The following is a 15,606-nucleotide window of genomic DNA, read 5'->3' on the forward strand; positions in this document are numbered from 1 at the left end:
CTACCTACCGCCGCTTGCGATCCAGTCGTCGATCTTCGCCTCGAGCACTTCGAGGGGAACATCGCCCGTCGCCAGCACCTGGTCATGGAACCGGCGCACGTCGAAATTGTCGCCGAGCGCCGCTTCGGCCTTGGCGCGCAGCTGCTTGATCTTCAATTCGCCGGTTTTGTAGGCCAGCGCCTGGGCGGGCATCACGATGTAGCGGGCCGTTTCGCTTTCGGCGAAGTCGCGCGCCTGGCCATTTCCGACCATGTATTCGATCGCCCGCTCGCGGCTCCAGCCCTTGGCGTGCATCCCGGTATCGACGACGAGCCGCACCGCGCGCAGCAACTCGCCCCCCTGCAGCGCTTCAAGACGGTCCAGCGGATCGTCGTAGAGGCCCAGCTCGTAGCCCAGGCTCTCGGCATAGAGGCCCCAACCTTCGCTGAAGGCGGTGAACCCGCCATAGCGCATGAAATCGGGCAGCTCCTCGTTCTCGAAAGCGAGCATGGTCTGGAAGTGATGCCCGGGATTGCCTTCGTGCATGTAGAGGTTGATCGACGTGCCGAGCTGGCGCTCTGCCACATTGTAGCCGCTAAAATAGAAGGTCCCCGGACGCGTCCCGTCAGGCTTGCCTGCCATGTAGGATGCGGCAAGATTGAAGGCCTCGCGATATTCCTCGTAAGGCTCGATGCGCAACGGGGTCTTCGGCTGGTTCAGGAACAGGCGATCCATCAGCGGGTCGACGTCCTTGGCGACTTCGTACCACGCCTCCTGCAATTCGGCCTTGGTGGTATAGGTCGGCGCCTTGCGTCCCCCTGCTTCTGCCTTCGCCTCGGCAATGGCTGCGTTGATGCGCGCGACTTCCGAAAGACCCGTCTGGTGGATTTCCTCGGCCGTCAGCGGCAGCGTCGTCATTTCGTGGATGCGGTAGCTGTAATAATTCTCGCCGCCCGGATTGGCGGTTGCGGCAATCGTCTCGCGCGCAACAGGCAGGTATTCGTCCGCAAGGAAATCGCGCATCCGCTTCATTGCCGGGAAAAGCGTTCCCTCTACCGTTTCGCGATAGGCCTTGGTGAGGCCCCGCTTTTCCTCATCGGCGAAAGTGCTCGGGAAAGCGGCGAGCGGAGCGTAATAGGGATTGGCATTGTCCGGTGCATTCAGCTGCGTGTCGAACTGCTTGACCATGATCTCTACCGTCAGGCTGGGCAGCGTAATGCCCTGCGCCGCCCCGGTCCGCATGCGCGCGATCATCTGGTCGAGGATTCGTGCGGCGTCGCGATGACGCGAAAGGTTGTCCTCGTAATCCTTGACCGTATCGAACGGCATCAGGGCGCCGGGGGCCGAGAAGCGCGGGTAGAACACGTGCAGCCCGCGAAAGTGATCGATCGGTGTCGCCAGCACGGTCGGCAGCACATCGGGCGCGGTCTCCGCAATGCGGCGCTCCATCGTGTATTCGAAGGTGTCGAAAACGATCCGGTCGGTCTCGCTCAGCGCGGAGCGGTCGATGAGGCGCAGGGCGGCAAGGTCTGCCTGGGCCGCCGCCCGCTCCTTGGCGTAATAGGCAGGCGAAAAGTCGCCCAGCCGGTCGGCATCGGAGAAGTCACTGCGGAAGAAGGCCGAGACCGGGTTGCGATTCAGATAGGCGGCTTCGCTGCGAACCAGCAATTCGTCGAGCGCAGCGGCAGCGACGGCCTGAGAGGCATTGTCGCCTACGGCCTGTGCCGCGCTCTCGATGCCGTTCGTGGCGGCGGTACAGGCGCCAAGGCCCGATACCATCACCAGGGCCAGCGCGGTGCGCGTTGCAGTCATCTTCATAATGCCTCTCCTCATCTCAGGACTTACTTGCCGCCGCCCGCGATCCAGCGGTCGATCTTCGCCTCCAGCACCGGCAGCGGCAGGCCGCCGCTGTCCAGCACCTGCGCGTGGAATGTGCGGATGTCGAAGTCATCGCCCAGCGCGCTTTCCGCCTTCGCGCGCAGCTCCTGTATCTTCAGAGCGCCGACCTTGTAGGCGAGCGCCTGGCTGGGAATGGCGATATACCGTTCCACTTCGGCCACGACTTCGGTGCGCGTCATACCGGAGTTTTCCAGCATGAAATCGATGGCCTGTTCCCGGCTCCACCCCTTGGCGTGAAGGCCCGTGTCCACCACCAGCCGCATGGCGCGAAGCTGTTCGTCCTGCAGAGTGCCATAGCGATTCCACGGGTCGTCGAAAAAGCCCATCTCGTAACCCAGCGTCTCGGCATAGAGCGCCCAGCCCTCGACATAGGCGGTCGTGCCGCCAAAGCGCATGAAGGCTGGCAGCGCCTCGTTTTCCTGCGCCAGACTGATCTGGAAGTGATGTCCCGGCGCCCCTTCATGGAGGTACAGCGTCATGTTGCCGGTCGTCAGTCGGCTGGGCAGGTCGTAGGCGTTGAAATAGAACGTGCCCGGACGCGATCCATCGGCGGCACCACTCTGGTAGGATCCACCGGCCTCGAACTTCTCGCGATACTCTTCGTAGGGCTTGATCTCGAGCGGGGTCTTGGGCGTGAGCGAGAAATACTCCGGGATCTTCGCGTCGACCTGCGCACCGATGTCGTAATAGGTCTGCGTCAGCGCTTCGCGGCTTTCCGGCTGGAACTTGGGATCGGTGCGCACATAGTCGAAGAATTCGTTGAGCGTGCCGGCAAAGCCGACCTCCGCTTTCACCTTTTCCAGCTCGGTCTTGATCCGGGCAACTTCCGACAGGCCGAGATCGTGCAGGTAATCGGGCTCCAGCGGCAGCGTGGTCGTCTCCTCGACCAACTGGCGATAAAGGGCCTCGCCGCCTTTCATCTGCGACAGGCCCACGCTTTCGCGGGCGGCAGCGTAATATTCGTCGCGCAGGAAATCACGCAGGCGCTCGTGGGCGGCGTAAACCTGTTCGATGCTGGTGCGGTACTCGGCTTCGAGGCGCGTCTTGTCCGCCTGGGAGAAATCGTCCGGGAAGTTCGTCACCGGCATCCAAAAGGGCGATTCCTCGATATCCTGCGCCAATTGCGTGTCGAGCTGGCTGATCACATTGCCGATGGTCAGCTGCGTCTCCAGCACACCGCTGTCCATTCCTTCGCGGAAACGGGCAATCATCCGGTCGGTCAGCGCCACGTAGTCGGCATGGCGTTTCAGATTGTTCTCGTAATCCTCGACCGTATCGAACGGCGCCGCGCTCTCGCCGCTGGCGAAGCTGGGATAGAAGGTGTGGAAGCCGGTGAAGTGGTTGACCGGCCGGACCTGTGTCACTGCCAGGATTTCGGGGGTCAGCCCGGCCAGCGCCTCGCGCTGGTTGTAGGCGAAGACATCATAAGCGATGCGGTCTGTGTCCGACAGCTTGCTGCGATCGATTTCGGCCAGCCGGGCGAGGTTGAGCTGCGCATCGGCGCGCGAGGCGTCGTTCAGCTCGTCGGTATAATAATCGCCGATCCGGTCCGCATAGCGCATATCGCCGCGAAACAGGGCCGAGAGCGGATTGAGTGCAAGATCGCGCTCGTCCGCATCTTCGAACAGGGCGAACAGGCGGTCATGCTCGCTGGCTTCCTCGCTAGAAGATGCGGGCGGCGCCTCCGCCACGGGCGGCGCGCTCGCACAAGCGGCAAGCGTGAGTGCGGAAGCGCCGATGAGCGCGGTGCGAAGCAAATGCATGGCGAAAAGTCCCTGTCTCGATTTCCGCAGGGGCCTATGCCCACCTGGCAGCTTCGACAAGCCGCAAACGGACGGGCGACCGAGCGCGGTCGATCAGGGACAGGCGCGGCGATCGGATGTCTATTCGATCACCCGCCCGCGCACCATGACCCAGTCTGCATTCTCCAGCACCCTGACATCGTCCAGCGGGTTGCCCGCCACGGCGACCATGTCGGCGGAGAAGCCCGGTGCGATGCGACCGATCTCGTTCTCCATGCCGAGCACCTTTGCCGCCCCCGTGGTAGCGCTGGCGAGGACCTGCGCATCGCTCATCCCGCCCGCGCGCATCAGCGCGAGTTCGCCGGCATTATCGCCGTGAGGGAACACGCCCGCATCGGTGCCGAACGCCATGGTCACGCCCCATTTGCGCGCACGTTCGACGATCGTCTCGGCATAGGCGCTGACGGCGCGGATTTTCTCCTCGACCACGGGGGTATAGAAACCCGTGCCGAGGTTCTCCTTAATCCCCTGGAACGCCATCAGGGTCGGGACCAGGATAGTCCCGTTCTCGCGCATGACCCTGGCCGCCTGTTCGTCGATATAGGTGCCGTGCTCGATAGTCTGGACCCCGGCACGCGCCGCCATTTCGATGCCACGCGCGCCGTGCGCATGGGCGGCTGTCTTGAGGCCGAGCGAATGGGCGGTTTCGACGATGGTCTTCATCTCGTCGAAGGTGAAATGGGCTTCGAGCCCGCGGCCCTGCTGGCTCAGCACGCCGCCGGTCGCGGTGATCTTGATCAGGTCGGCCCCGTATTTCGATGCCAGCCGAACCTTCTCCGCGCATTCGGTTGCGCCGGTACAGGCGAAGGAGGTGCCTAGCGCGTCGTTCACCTCGCGGCGGAAGCCGTTGATGTCGCCATGACCGCCGACGATCGCGATGGTGCGAGCGGAGGTGACGATACGCGGTCCCGGCAGCAAGCCCTCTGCCGTTGCGCGGCGCAGCGATTGCATCACCTGGTCGCTGCGCGCGCCGAGATCGCGAACGGTGGTAAAGCCGGCCTTCGCGGTGACGCGCGCGTTCTTGGCTGCCACCAGCGAATACCATTCGGGCGGCTGGACCGCCGCGCGCCAGAACTCCCCGCTCGGATCGCCGGAAAGGTGCGTGTGCAGGTCGATCAGGCCCGGCACCAGCGTCTTGCCTTCCAGATGCACCATTTCCGCCCCTTCGGGCACTGCCTGCCAGCCGTCCACGATGCTGACGATCCGGCCATCGGTGACGGTCACGGTCGACTTGCCTTGCGGCGCGCTGTCGGCGTCGGTCACGACCGCATCGGCATGGATGACCGTGGTCTGGGCGGTGAGCGGCGAAGCGGCCGCAAGAGCGCTTGCAGCAATTGCGGTGATCAGTTTGCGCATGAAATCCCCTCTTCTTTGCTCCTTGATGCCTGCACCATCCGCCGCCGACAAGCCCCGGTTTGCCCTTCGCCGCGCTATCGCTATGTAGCCGGGCAGAAGATTCTTGCAGGAGAGAACACCTTGATTACCCTTCGTCGCCTTGCAGTCGCCACCGGCCTGCTTGCCACAGCTTCCATTTCCGCCCAGGCGCAGGCGCGTCCGATGACGCCCGAAGACGTCGCCGCCCTCGAAAGCGTCGGCACCGTCGCCGTATCGCCCGACGGCAGCCGCATCGCCTATACCACTGCCAGCCTCCCCGACGTCACCGAAGGCGAGGAAAACGGCTCCACCACGCAGCAGCTCAATGTCGCATACGGTCCGGCCAATGCGCGCGAGTTCCTTCCCGAAGACATGAGCGTTTCGGGCATCGCCTTCTCGCCCGACGGCCGCACGATCAGCTTCGTGTGGGCCGACAAGGACGAGGACCGCGCCGTATGGGGCATTCCCGTCGATGGCGGCGCCTACCGCAAGCTTGCCGCAATCAAGGACGCGAACGTGCGCTCCTACGCCTGGGCGCCGGACGGCTCGGCCATCTGGATGCTGGCCTCTGCCGAAGCCGACAAGGACCGCGAAAAGCAGTCCAAGGCCGGCTTCAATGCGATCGTCTATGAAGAAGAGGCCCGCCTGAACCGCCTGTTCGCAGCCAAGGTCGGCGGCGAAGTCGATGCAGAGCCGACCGAGCTCACCATCCCGGGCTATGTCAGCGGTTTCCACGTCGCGCCGAACGGCACGACCGGCGTCGTCGAAAGCGCGCCCACGCCGCAGATCGACGACGAATACACGTCCAAGCGCGCGCATATCGTCGACCTCACCAGCGGCAAGGTGCTCAACGTGGTCGAGACGCCGGGCAAGCTCGGCGATATCGAGATTTCCCCCGACGGCACGCAGCTGTCCATGATCGCCGGTGTCGACATGAACGATCCCGCAGACACGACGCTCCACCTCGTCGATCTGGCGACCGGCAATTACCGCGCCCTCAATGCCGGTGCCGCAGAAGCCGCCGTCGATGCCGAATGGCTTGCCGACGGCCGCCTTGCCGCAGTGATCCATACGGGCGTTCAGTCCTCGCTGCGCATCTACAACGCCGATGGCTCCGTGGCCGAAGAACATGATGGCGGCGCGCTGATTCTCAGCAACGTCGAAGCCGGCGGCAATGTCATCGCCGTCGAGGCTAGCAGCCCGAAGCACCCGACCGAACTGTTCGTGTGGAACAACGGCGCCTTCCAGCGCTGGACGCAGCACAATGAATGGCTGTCGGAAATCGATTTCGGCGAACAGCGCGCCTTCACTTTCACCGCGCGCGACGGCCAAGAGGTCGAAGGCGTCCTGATCGAGCCGGTCGGCGGTGCCCCTCGCGGTGGCGCCCCGCTGATCCTGAACGTCCACGGCGGCCCCGAAGCGCATGACAGCAATGGCTGGCAGACCGCCTATTCCAAGCCCGGCCAGGTCGCCGCAGGCCAGGGCTATGCGGTCTTCCTGCCCAACTATCGCGGGTCGACCGGCTACGGCACGGCTTTCTCCAAGCAGCACCAGGGCCGCTATACCGATCCCGAGTTCACCGATCTCGTCGATGCGAAGCGCGCACTCGTAGAAGCAGGCGTGGCCGATGCCGACCGCGTCGGTGTGACCGGCGGTTCCTATGGCGGTTACGCGACTGCGTGGACGTCGACCTACTTTAGCGACGAATTCGTGGCGGGCGTGATGTTCGTCGGCATTTCCAACCAGATCTCGAAGTTCGGCACGACCGACATCCCGTACGAAATGTACAATGTGCACAGCCGCGCCTGGCCGTGGGACGACTGGCAGAAGATGCTGGAAGTCTCGCCGATCTATCACGTCGACAAGGCCAATACGCCGCTGCTGATCATGCATGGCGCGGAAGACACCCGCGTCGCGCCCAGCCAGAGTTACGAGCTGTATCGCTCGATGAAGGTGCGCAAGCCCGATGTGCCGGTGCGCCTGGTGCTCTATCCGGGCGAAGGCCACGGCAACAGCAAGGCAGCGGCACGCTACGACTATAATCTGCGCATGATGCGCTGGTTCGACACTTACCTGAAAACGGGCGACCGCGATGCGGCCATGCCCGACAGCCGTCCCGAGCTTGCCGACGGCACTGTCGGCACAGCGTCGAAGGACGACTGATCGAAAACGGGCGAAAGCCTTAATCCGATTATGCTAATGGCCTGCCAATTCCACACTGCGGAGTTGGCAGGCCATGATCGGATTACTTTGCATTGCCATCGGGGTGGCCATGATTGTGGCAGGTCTGGGGATGTTTCCCGACCTAAGGGACATCCCGACTTTCCTCGGAGTGATCTTCGTTCTGTTCGGGGCGATCCTGGTGTGGGCCGGCATTTATAACATCTGGCTGGGTATCCAGCGCAGGCGGGCCTATGCGGGAGGGCGCGAGCGTAAGGGTACGGCCCGGTTATTCTATACGCCGACCGGAGACGATGGCAGCATCTACGTGATGTTTGCGACCAGCTACGGCGAATGGCTGGTGAGCGTCAGCACTTCCGGCATCGAGCACCTGCTGGACGACCTCGGCGGTGAAGGCGTGCCGGCCAAGGCCTATATGGGCACAAACGACAAGCTCTACGGTCTCGACATCGCGGGTGTGCGCACGAAAGCGATATCCACCGGTGACCCCTTCGAAGGCAAATTCCGCGAGCGGATTGAGCGGGCGCAGGCGCTGGCCGAAAAGCACGAGCGCCTGGCTGGCGAACGTAGATCCTAGAAGGTGTAGCCTACGCCCAGAGCTACGAAGTACTGGTCGTTATCGCCGCGAATGCTCGTAAACGGCGTGTCGGCAGCGTCATTGACCAGCTTCGACCAGCCGCCGATCCCGATTACCGACAAGCCGCCATCGGTCACATCGCCGCTGAGATCGTGGGCGAGAAACAGGTTGATCCCGTAGCTTTGCATCCCGCCCTCGGCCTGAAAGCCGGGAAGCAGGTCAGCATCGGGCAACGCCGCATTCACACCGGGCACGGAATAATAGTAATCCGCGAAATCGTCGTCGATGAAGCTCGTGCTGAGCGTCAGCGAGGCAGCCGTCGCGCGGCTGAGCGGCGTGAAATAGATAACCGAGGGGCTGATTGTCATGCCTTCATGAGCGCCCGCAACGTCCCACGTAGCGTCCACATTGACGCTGAGGCTGTCGAACGGGTTGAGCACCTTGGGGAAGGACACGCCGAAGCTGCCGCCGATTTCGACAGCACGGTCGAGTTCGCCATAGGCTGCGACGATGTCGTCGTTGATATCCTCTGCATCGACGCGGTCGCTGCGCAGGCGGAACATGGGGCCGGCGGAGAAGTTCACCGTCGCATCGTCGCCATCGGGGATGAGGTCGAGCGCAAGGCCCGCCGGACGCGGATTGATATCGACGCCCCATACCGAACCCTGCACGATCGGCAGGATGTTCAGGTTGTAATCGTCGCTGCCGGAATAGCTCGCATTGTAGCCGACACCCACGCCAATGCTCAGGAAATCGCCGTCGAAAACGGTGGATGGCGGCCCGCCGGGCGCAGCTTCGACCTCGGCATAGTCCTGCGCTGCCGAAGGAGCGGCGGCGCACAGGCCCAGACCGGCTGCGCCAAGGATTGCGACGTATTTCATTGGATTTTCCCTCGAATTGCCCTTGTCCGCCTAACGGCCTTGTCCCGCAGGCGTTCCACGAACAATGACGCGCCGGGCAAAACCGATTGCGGCGCGGGGCGCCGGGACGTAAGCGGTGGTCCCCATGGGGCGCAAATACGATATTGCCATTGTCGGCGGCGGACTGGCCGGAGGCCTCACCGCGCTCGCCATCCATCGTGCGCATCCCGCCATGCGTGTCGCCTTGGTGGAAGCTGACGACAGCTTTGGCGGCAATCATCGCTGGAGCTGGTTCGAGCATGACCTGGGCCCCGAAGCGACGGACCTGCTCTCCGGCTTCACGGCGACAAGCTGGACCGGTGGCAACGAGGTGCGGTTTCCGGCTCACACGCGCCAGTTGACCGCCAATTACCGTTCCCTCGACAGCCGCGATTTCGATGCGCACCTTCGCCGCCAATTGCCGCAGGACGCGATCCTCACAGGAACGGGCGCCACCCACCTTGACGCTGACGGGGTAGAATTCGGCGGTGGCTCGGCGATCGGGGCCCGCGCCGTAATCGATTGCCGCGATGCCGTGCCGAGCGAGCATCTTGCCGGTGGCTGGCAGGTTTTCCTCGGCCAGCATCTTCGCACCCGCGCTCCACACGGGATCGAGCGCCCCGTCATCATGGATGCCACGGTGGACCAGCCGGGCGCCTATCGGTTCATTTACCTGCTCCCGCTCGGCGAGGACGAGATTTTCGTCGAGGACACTTACTACGCCGACAGTCCGGTTCTCGACTGGAAGCTGCTGGCGCAGCGGATCGAGGATTATGCCGCGGCCAAGGGCTGGAACGCCGAGGTGATCCACGAGGAAACCGGCGTCCTGCCCGTCATCACCGGCGGTGATTTTGCCGCTTACCGCGCTTCCCTGACACAGCCGGGCGTGGCCCTTTCCGGCGCACGCGGTGGCTTCGTCCATCCGCTCACCAGCTACACCATGCCCGTTGCCGCCGCGAACGCCCTGGCTATTGCCGGCGCCGCCCATCTGCCCGGCTCAGAACTGGCCGATTTCGTGGAAAAACGCGCGCACGAACACTGGCGCGGCACCCGCTTCTATCGCCTGCTTGGAAAAATGCTGTTCGATGCGGCCCTTCCGGAGGAACGATACCGTGTGTTCGAGCGCTTCTATCGACTGCCGGAGCCTTTGATCGAGCGGTTCTATGCCGCACGCTCGACCCGCTTCGACAAGCTGCGCATCCTCTCGGGCAAACCGCCCGTTCCAGTTTCCCGCGCGGTAACGGCCTTGCTTGGCAAGGGCGCGCCGCTCGTCCATGAGAGCCATCGATGAACGCCGAGACCACACCTCCCGCCCCTTCCGACGCTACCGAGATACCGGATACCGGCCGCACGGCCTGCGTCATCGGCTCAGGCTTCGGCGGCCTTGCGCTCGCCATCCGCCTCCAGTCGGCCGGTATTGCCACGACGGTAATCGAAGCGCGCGACAAGCCGGGTGGTCGCGCCTATTACTGGGAAAAGGACGGTTTCACCTTCGACGCCGGTCCCACCGTCATCACCGATCCCGACTGCCTGCGCGAATTGTGGGCTTTGAGCGGGCACGACATGGCCGAAGATATCGAGATCATGCCGGTCATGCCGTTCTACCGGCTCAACTGGCCTGATGGGACGAACTTCGACTATTCGAACGACGAAGAGCAATTGTTCGGCGAAATCGCGCAGTTCAATCCTGCGGACGTCGCCGGGTACCAGCGCTTCCTCGAATATTCGGCAGGCGTCTACGAGGAAGGCTACGTCAAGCTGGGCCACAAGCCCTTCCTCGACTTCAAGTCGATGCTCAAGGCTGCGCCCGCGCTGGCCAAGAAGCAGGCGTGGCGCAGCGTCTATTCCATGGTGTCGAGCTATGTCGAAAACGAGAAGCTGCGCGAGGCACTGAGCTTCCATACCCTGCTTGTCGGCGGCAATCCGATGAAGACCAGCAGCATCTACGCCCTTATCCACAAGCTGGAAAAGGACGGCGGTGTCTGGTGGGCCAAGGGCGGCACCAACCGCTTGATCGCCGCCATGGTGAAGCATTTCGAGCGGATCGGCGGCACCGTGCGCCTCCACGATCCGGTCGTCCAGGTGCACACGCTGGGCAACCGGGCGAGCGAGGTGGAAACCCATTCGGGCTGGAAGCAGCGCTTCGACGCGGTCGCCAGCAATGCCGACATCATGCACAGCTACAAGGACCTGCTGGGCGAGACCAAGCGCGGGAAAAGCTACGCCAAGTCGCTGTCGCGCAAGAGCTTTTCGCCGGGCCTCTTCGTCGTCCATTTCGGCATCGAGGGCACCTGGCCGGGCATCCCGCATCACATGATCCTGTTTGGGCCGCGCTATAAGGGCCTGCTCGAGGACATCTACGATCACGGCGTCCTGCCGCAGGATTTCTCGATCTACCTGCACCACCCCAGTGTGACCGATCCCGGCATGGCGCCCGAAGGCATGAGCACCTTTTACGCTCTCGTCCCCGTCGCCCACATGGGCAAGCTGTCGGTCGACTGGGAAGAGATGGGCCCGATCCTGGAAAAGCGCATCCTCGACGAGGTCGAGCGCCGCCTGATCCCGGACCTCCATGGCCGGATCAAGACCAAGTTCCACTACGCGCCGCGCGATTTCGCGATGGACCTCAATGCCCATATGGGTAGCGCCTTCAGCCTCGAACCGGTGCTGACGCAGAGCGCATGGTTCCGCGGGCACAATCGCGACGACGTGATCGACAATTTCTACCTCGTGGGCGCAGGCACGCACCCGGGCGCCGGCATTCCCGGCGTGGTCGGCAGCGCCAAGGCGACCGCAGGGCTCATGGTTGAGGATCTGCTCGAAAAATGAAGAGACTAGCGGTTTATTGCGGTTCCGCTTCGCCTGAAGATCCGCGTTACATCCAGCTTGCATACGATGTCGGCGCCGGCCTGGCCGAGCGCGGGATCGGCGTCGTCTATGGCGGCGGCAGGCTCGGCCTGATGGGCGCGACTGCGCGCGGCGCGCTCGATGCTGGCGGCGAAGTTATCGGCATCATTCCCGAAGCGCTGGCCAATTCGGAAGTCGCGAACCACGATTGCACAGAACTGCACACCGTTGGCGGCATGCATGAACGCAAGCAGCGCTTCACCGATCTCAGCGACGGTTTCATCACCATTCCGGGCGGCGTCGGCACCATGGACGAGTTGTGGGAAGCAATGAGCTGGGCGCAGCTCGGCTATCATTCCAATCCTGTCGGCCTGCTCAACGCATTCGGCTTCTACGACGAACTCATCGCCTTCAACCGCAAGATGGCGGACGTCGGCTTCGTGCGTCCCGCGCACCAGGGCATCCTCGTGCATGATACCTCGTTAAGCGGCCTGCTTCAGCAGATGGAAAGCTATTCGCCCCATACTCCGATCTTCCAGATGAAGGCGGAAGACCTCTGAGCGCACAGCGACCCCTTACGACCAGCAATTTGCGCGTCACGCCTGCGCGTGCAGGTGGCGGGCGCGAGCGTGCCGCTTTGGTCGCCAAGTCCTATGAGGCGATTGCGGAAGGCTCGCACAGCTTTGCCGCCGCGTCGAAACTGTTCGACCGCACGACCCGCGAACGCTCCTGGCTTCTATACGCCTGGTGCCGCCGGTGCGACGATATCGCCGACAACCAGGACAAGGGCGGTCCTCTGGGAGACCAAGGCGACCTCAAAAGCGCAGAAGACCGCGTACAGGCGATCCGCGTGCTGACCAGGCGCGCGCTCGACGAACAGCCCACGGCAGACTTCGCTTTCGATGCCTTCGGCCTCGTTGCGGACGAGTGCGGGCTCGACTGGGACATGGCGAACGACATGATCGGCGGCTTTGCGCTCGACGCGACCCGCTGGCAGCCGCGGACCGAGGCCGACATGATGCGCTATTGCTATCACGTGGCCGGATCGGTCGGCATCATGATGGCGGTGATCATGGGCGTGCCCAAGGATGACGGCGAAACGCTCGACCGCGCCTGCGACCTCGGCCTTGCCTTCCAGATCGCCAATATCGCACGCGACATTACCGAGGATGCGGAGGCCGGACGCTGCTACCTGCCCGCGACGTGGCTTGCCGAACTGGACTGGGAAGCGGGCGAACATGCCCTTCCCGAAAACCGGTTCAAGCTCGCCAGCCTGATGCCGCGCCTCATCGCGCTGATGGAAAAGCACGAAGCGGCATCGAAGCTCGGCGCGAAGAAGCTGCGCTTTCGCCAGCGCTGGGCCGTGCTTGCGGCGGCCAACATCTACGGCGCGATCGGGCGCAAGGTTCTGAGCCGCGGCCAGCTGGCCTGGGACAAGCGCGTGCGCGTCGGCGGGCTGGAGAAAAGCTGGCACGTCACCACCGCCTTTTTCGAAGCGCTGTGGAACCGTCCGAGCGGGCCGCAGGAACCGATCATCTGGTCGCGGCACGATTTCAGGCCCGTCGCCGGTTGGTAGCTTGAAGCGCGCGCGCCTCTGGCGTAGCGACGTCCAGCATGAGAGGACACATCATCTTGGCCGCAGCTTTGCTGGCTGCCCCAGCCCACGCAAACGACACCGCAGACATGCTCAGCGACGAACAACGCGCTGTAGCCGCAGGGGTCGATGCCTTCTTCGACGCACTACGTAGCGACGACAAGACCGCGCTCGCCAATACATTGGTGCCCGAAGGGCTAATCTTCATCCATAACCGGATGGAAGCGGGCAATTGGAAGATAAGTCAGCGGACAGCCGTCGATCACCTCCGTAGCTGGCTCGATACGCCACCAGGGCTCGACGAAACGATGACTTATGACACGATCCTCGTGGATGGAGACATGGCGCAGGTCTGGGGACCCTACAGCTTTCATGCCGACGACAAGGTCATCCACTGTGGAGTCAATTCGATGAGCATGGTCAGGACCGGGGACGGATCGTGGAAGGTCGGCAACGTCAGTTTCACGATGGTCCCTCCGTCGCAATGCGCAGCGGTCGGCGCAGATTGGGTCGCCAAAGATGATAACTAAACTCCTCATCGCCAATCGCGGCGAAATCGCCTGCCGCATCATTCGCACTGCGCGTGAAATGGGGATCGCCACGGTCGCGGTCTATTCCGATGCCGATGCCAAGGCGCTGCACGTCCGTAGCGCCGACGAGGCGGTGCATATCGGGCCGTCGCCCGCTGCCGAGAGCTATCTCGTCGGTGACAAGATCATCGCGGCGGCGAAGCAAACCGGGGCCGAAGCGATCCATCCGGGCTACGGCTTCCTGTCCGAGAATGCGGGCTTCGCGCAGGCGGTGATCGATGCCGGGCTGATCTGGGTCGGCCCGAAACCGTCGAGCATCGAGGCTATGGGGCTGAAGGATGCCGCCAAGAAGCTGATGCGCGCGGCGGGTGTGCCGGTGACGCCGGGCTACGAAGGCGAGGACCAGTCGGTCGAGCGCCTCAAATCCGAGGCCGACGCCATCGGCTATCCGGTGCTGATCAAGGCCGTCGCAGGCGGCGGCGGCAAAGGCATGCGCAAGGTCGAAAAGGCCGAGGATTTCGAAGCTTCGCTCGAAAGTTGCCGGCGCGAGGCCAAGGCCAGCTTCTCCAACGACGAAGTGCTGCTCGAAAAGTGGATCACCTCGCCCCGCCATATCGAGGTGCAGGTCTTCGGCGACAGCCACGGCAACGTCGTCCACCTGTTCGAGCGCGACTGCTCGCTCCAGCGCCGCCACCAGAAGGTGATCGAGGAAGCCCCCGCCCCCGGCATGGACGAGGCCACCCGCGCCGAAATCTGCGCCGCCGCCGTGCGGGCCGCCAAGGCGGTCGATTACGAGGGCGCAGGCACGATAGAATTCATCGCCGACGCCAGCGAAGGCCTGCGCGCCGACCGCATCTTCTTCATGGAGATGAACACGCGCCTGCAGGTCGAGCATCCGGTGACCGAGGAAATTACCGGTGTGGACCTCGTGGAATGGCAGCTGCGCGTAGCGAGCGGGGAACCGATCCCGCTGAAGCAAGAAGAACTGAGCATTGATGGCTGGGCAATGGAAGCGCGGCTTTATGCAGAAGACCCTGCGAGGGGTTTCTTGCCAAGCACCGGGCGTTTGGAGCACTTCGAGCTCCCTTGGCGCACGGATTGCAGGGCCGATGTCGGCGTCGAACAAAACGCCTCAGTTTCACCATTTTATGACCCAATGATCGGCAAACTGATCGCTCATGGTCCGAACCGTGAAGCCGCAATCGAACAGCTGAAAAATGCTCTGGTCGAGACAATTGTTTGGCCGGTCAAAACCAACTCTGGCTTTCTCTGGTCTTGCCTCGACGATGCCGAATTTCAGTCAGGCGACATTACAACCGCTTTCATCGGCGAGAATGAGAGCGAACTTCTTCCCCCCGAGCAGCCCGATCTTTCTCGGCTTGGCCACGTCGCAGCCAATGCAATTCACGTTGCTGATCATGAGTCCGGTCAAGAGATCTTTACACCTCCCGTTGAGATGGAGAAGATCGCTGGCTTCAGATTAAATTCCGCGCCGAGGCGGATTGTAACGTTCCAACACTCTGGCGCCGCTTTCGACGTTGAAGCAGACTTCAATGCGTCGTTTGATGACGAATTCGGTGAAGCGTTTCCTATCGAGCATGCCACACTCGTGAATCAACGCGGCATGATCTACTTCCTGAGCCAGCGTTCTGACGGTTCAGGCCAAGCATCCGCGGGCGACGGCGCTATCGTTGCGCCGATGCCGGGCAAGGTCATCGCGGTCGATGTGGCCGAGGGCGATGCGGTCACGGCTGGCCAGCGGCTGATGGTGCTCGAGGCGATGAAGATGGAACACGCGCTCACCGCGCCGTTCGACGGGACCGTGACCGAGCTTTCCGCTGCGACAGGCGGGCAGGTCCAGGTCGAGGCCGTGCTGGCGGTTGTCGAGCCGAAAGAAGAATAAGGCTTCCCTTTCGCTCCGACC

The 15,606-nt window shown here is 63.2% G+C and carries 12 protein-coding genes; 8 read left to right on the forward strand and 4 right to left on the reverse strand.

Annotation, left to right across the window (positions count from 1 at the left end; translation table 11 throughout):
* The 3 genes from K3179_RS02925 to K3179_RS02935 form a co-directional block, all read right to left on the reverse strand.
* A complete protein-coding gene (locus K3179_RS02925; protein ID WP_221562388.1) occupies positions 1-1,797 on the reverse strand; it encodes a DUF885 domain-containing protein in 1,797 nt (598 codons plus the stop codon).
* A gap of 23 nt (positions 1,798-1,820) precedes the next feature.
* Positions 1,821-3,641: a DUF885 domain-containing protein gene (locus K3179_RS02930; protein WP_221562389.1), complete on the reverse strand. Its 1,821-nt coding sequence runs from the start codon at positions 3,639-3,641 to the stop codon at positions 1,821-1,823.
* Positions 3,642-3,761: 120 nt separating this feature from the next.
* The gene (locus tag K3179_RS02935) at positions 3,762-5,036 is read right to left on the reverse strand and encodes a metal-dependent hydrolase family protein (protein ID WP_221562390.1); all 1,275 of its coding nucleotides are present in this window, start codon (positions 5,034-5,036) and stop codon (positions 3,762-3,764) included.
* 120 nt (positions 5,037-5,156) lie between these two features.
* Between K3179_RS02935 and K3179_RS02940 the strand changes: the two genes are divergently transcribed.
* Both K3179_RS02940 and K3179_RS02945 read left to right on the forward strand, forming a co-directional pair.
* Positions 5,157-7,217 (forward strand): S9 family peptidase, encoded by a 2,061-nt coding sequence (locus K3179_RS02940; RefSeq protein ID WP_247712778.1) that lies wholly within the window; start codon positions 5,157-5,159, stop codon positions 7,215-7,217.
* Between the two features lie 73 nt (positions 7,218-7,290).
* Positions 7,291-7,812 carry a hypothetical protein gene (locus tag K3179_RS02945; RefSeq protein ID WP_221562391.1) on the forward strand — a complete coding sequence of 174 codons (522 nt, stop codon included), beginning with the start codon at positions 7,291-7,293 and terminating at the stop codon, positions 7,810-7,812.
* On the opposite strand, the gene K3179_RS02950 is transcribed toward K3179_RS02945, so the two are convergent.
* A complete protein-coding gene (locus K3179_RS02950) occupies positions 7,809-8,693 on the reverse strand; it encodes a MipA/OmpV family protein (RefSeq protein ID WP_221562392.1) in 885 nt (294 codons plus the stop codon). The genes K3179_RS02945 and K3179_RS02950 overlap by 4 nt on opposite strands.
* 124 nt (positions 8,694-8,817) lie before the next feature.
* Between K3179_RS02950 and crtY the strand changes: the two genes are divergently transcribed.
* The 6 genes from crtY to K3179_RS02980 are packed head-to-tail and all read left to right on the forward strand — an operon-like array spanning position 8,818 to position 15,585.
* A complete protein-coding gene (gene crtY / locus K3179_RS02955) occupies positions 8,818-10,002 on the forward strand; it encodes a lycopene beta-cyclase CrtY (protein ID WP_221562393.1) in 1,185 nt (394 codons plus the stop codon).
* Positions 9,999-11,540, forward strand: a complete 1,542-nt coding sequence (locus K3179_RS02960) for a phytoene desaturase (RefSeq protein ID WP_221562394.1) — start codon at positions 9,999-10,001, stop codon at positions 11,538-11,540. Before crtY ends, K3179_RS02960 begins: the two co-directional genes overlap by 4 nt.
* Entirely contained in the window at positions 11,537-12,118 is a 582-nt protein-coding gene (locus K3179_RS02965; RefSeq protein WP_221562395.1) for an LOG family protein, read from the forward strand. Before K3179_RS02960 ends, K3179_RS02965 begins: the two co-directional genes overlap by 4 nt.
* A gap of 29 nt (positions 12,119-12,147) precedes the next feature.
* Entirely contained in the window at positions 12,148-13,134 is a 987-nt protein-coding gene (locus K3179_RS02970) for a phytoene/squalene synthase family protein (RefSeq protein WP_247712779.1), read from the forward strand.
* A 38-nt stretch (positions 13,135-13,172) separates the two neighbouring features.
* Positions 13,173-13,682, forward strand: a complete 510-nt coding sequence (locus tag K3179_RS02975) for a Cif family virulence factor (RefSeq protein WP_221562396.1) — start codon at positions 13,173-13,175, stop codon at positions 13,680-13,682.
* The gene (locus K3179_RS02980) at positions 13,672-15,585 is read left to right on the forward strand and encodes an acetyl/propionyl/methylcrotonyl-CoA carboxylase subunit alpha (RefSeq protein WP_221562397.1); all 1,914 of its coding nucleotides are present in this window, start codon (positions 13,672-13,674) and stop codon (positions 15,583-15,585) included. Before K3179_RS02975 ends, K3179_RS02980 begins: the two co-directional genes overlap by 11 nt.
* The last annotated feature ends 21 nt before the right edge of the window (positions 15,586-15,606 follow it).

Origin of the sequence: Qipengyuania intermedia, assembly GCF_019711615.1 — a bacterium.
Taxonomy (GTDB): domain Bacteria; phylum Pseudomonadota; class Alphaproteobacteria; order Sphingomonadales; family Sphingomonadaceae; genus Qipengyuania; species Qipengyuania intermedia.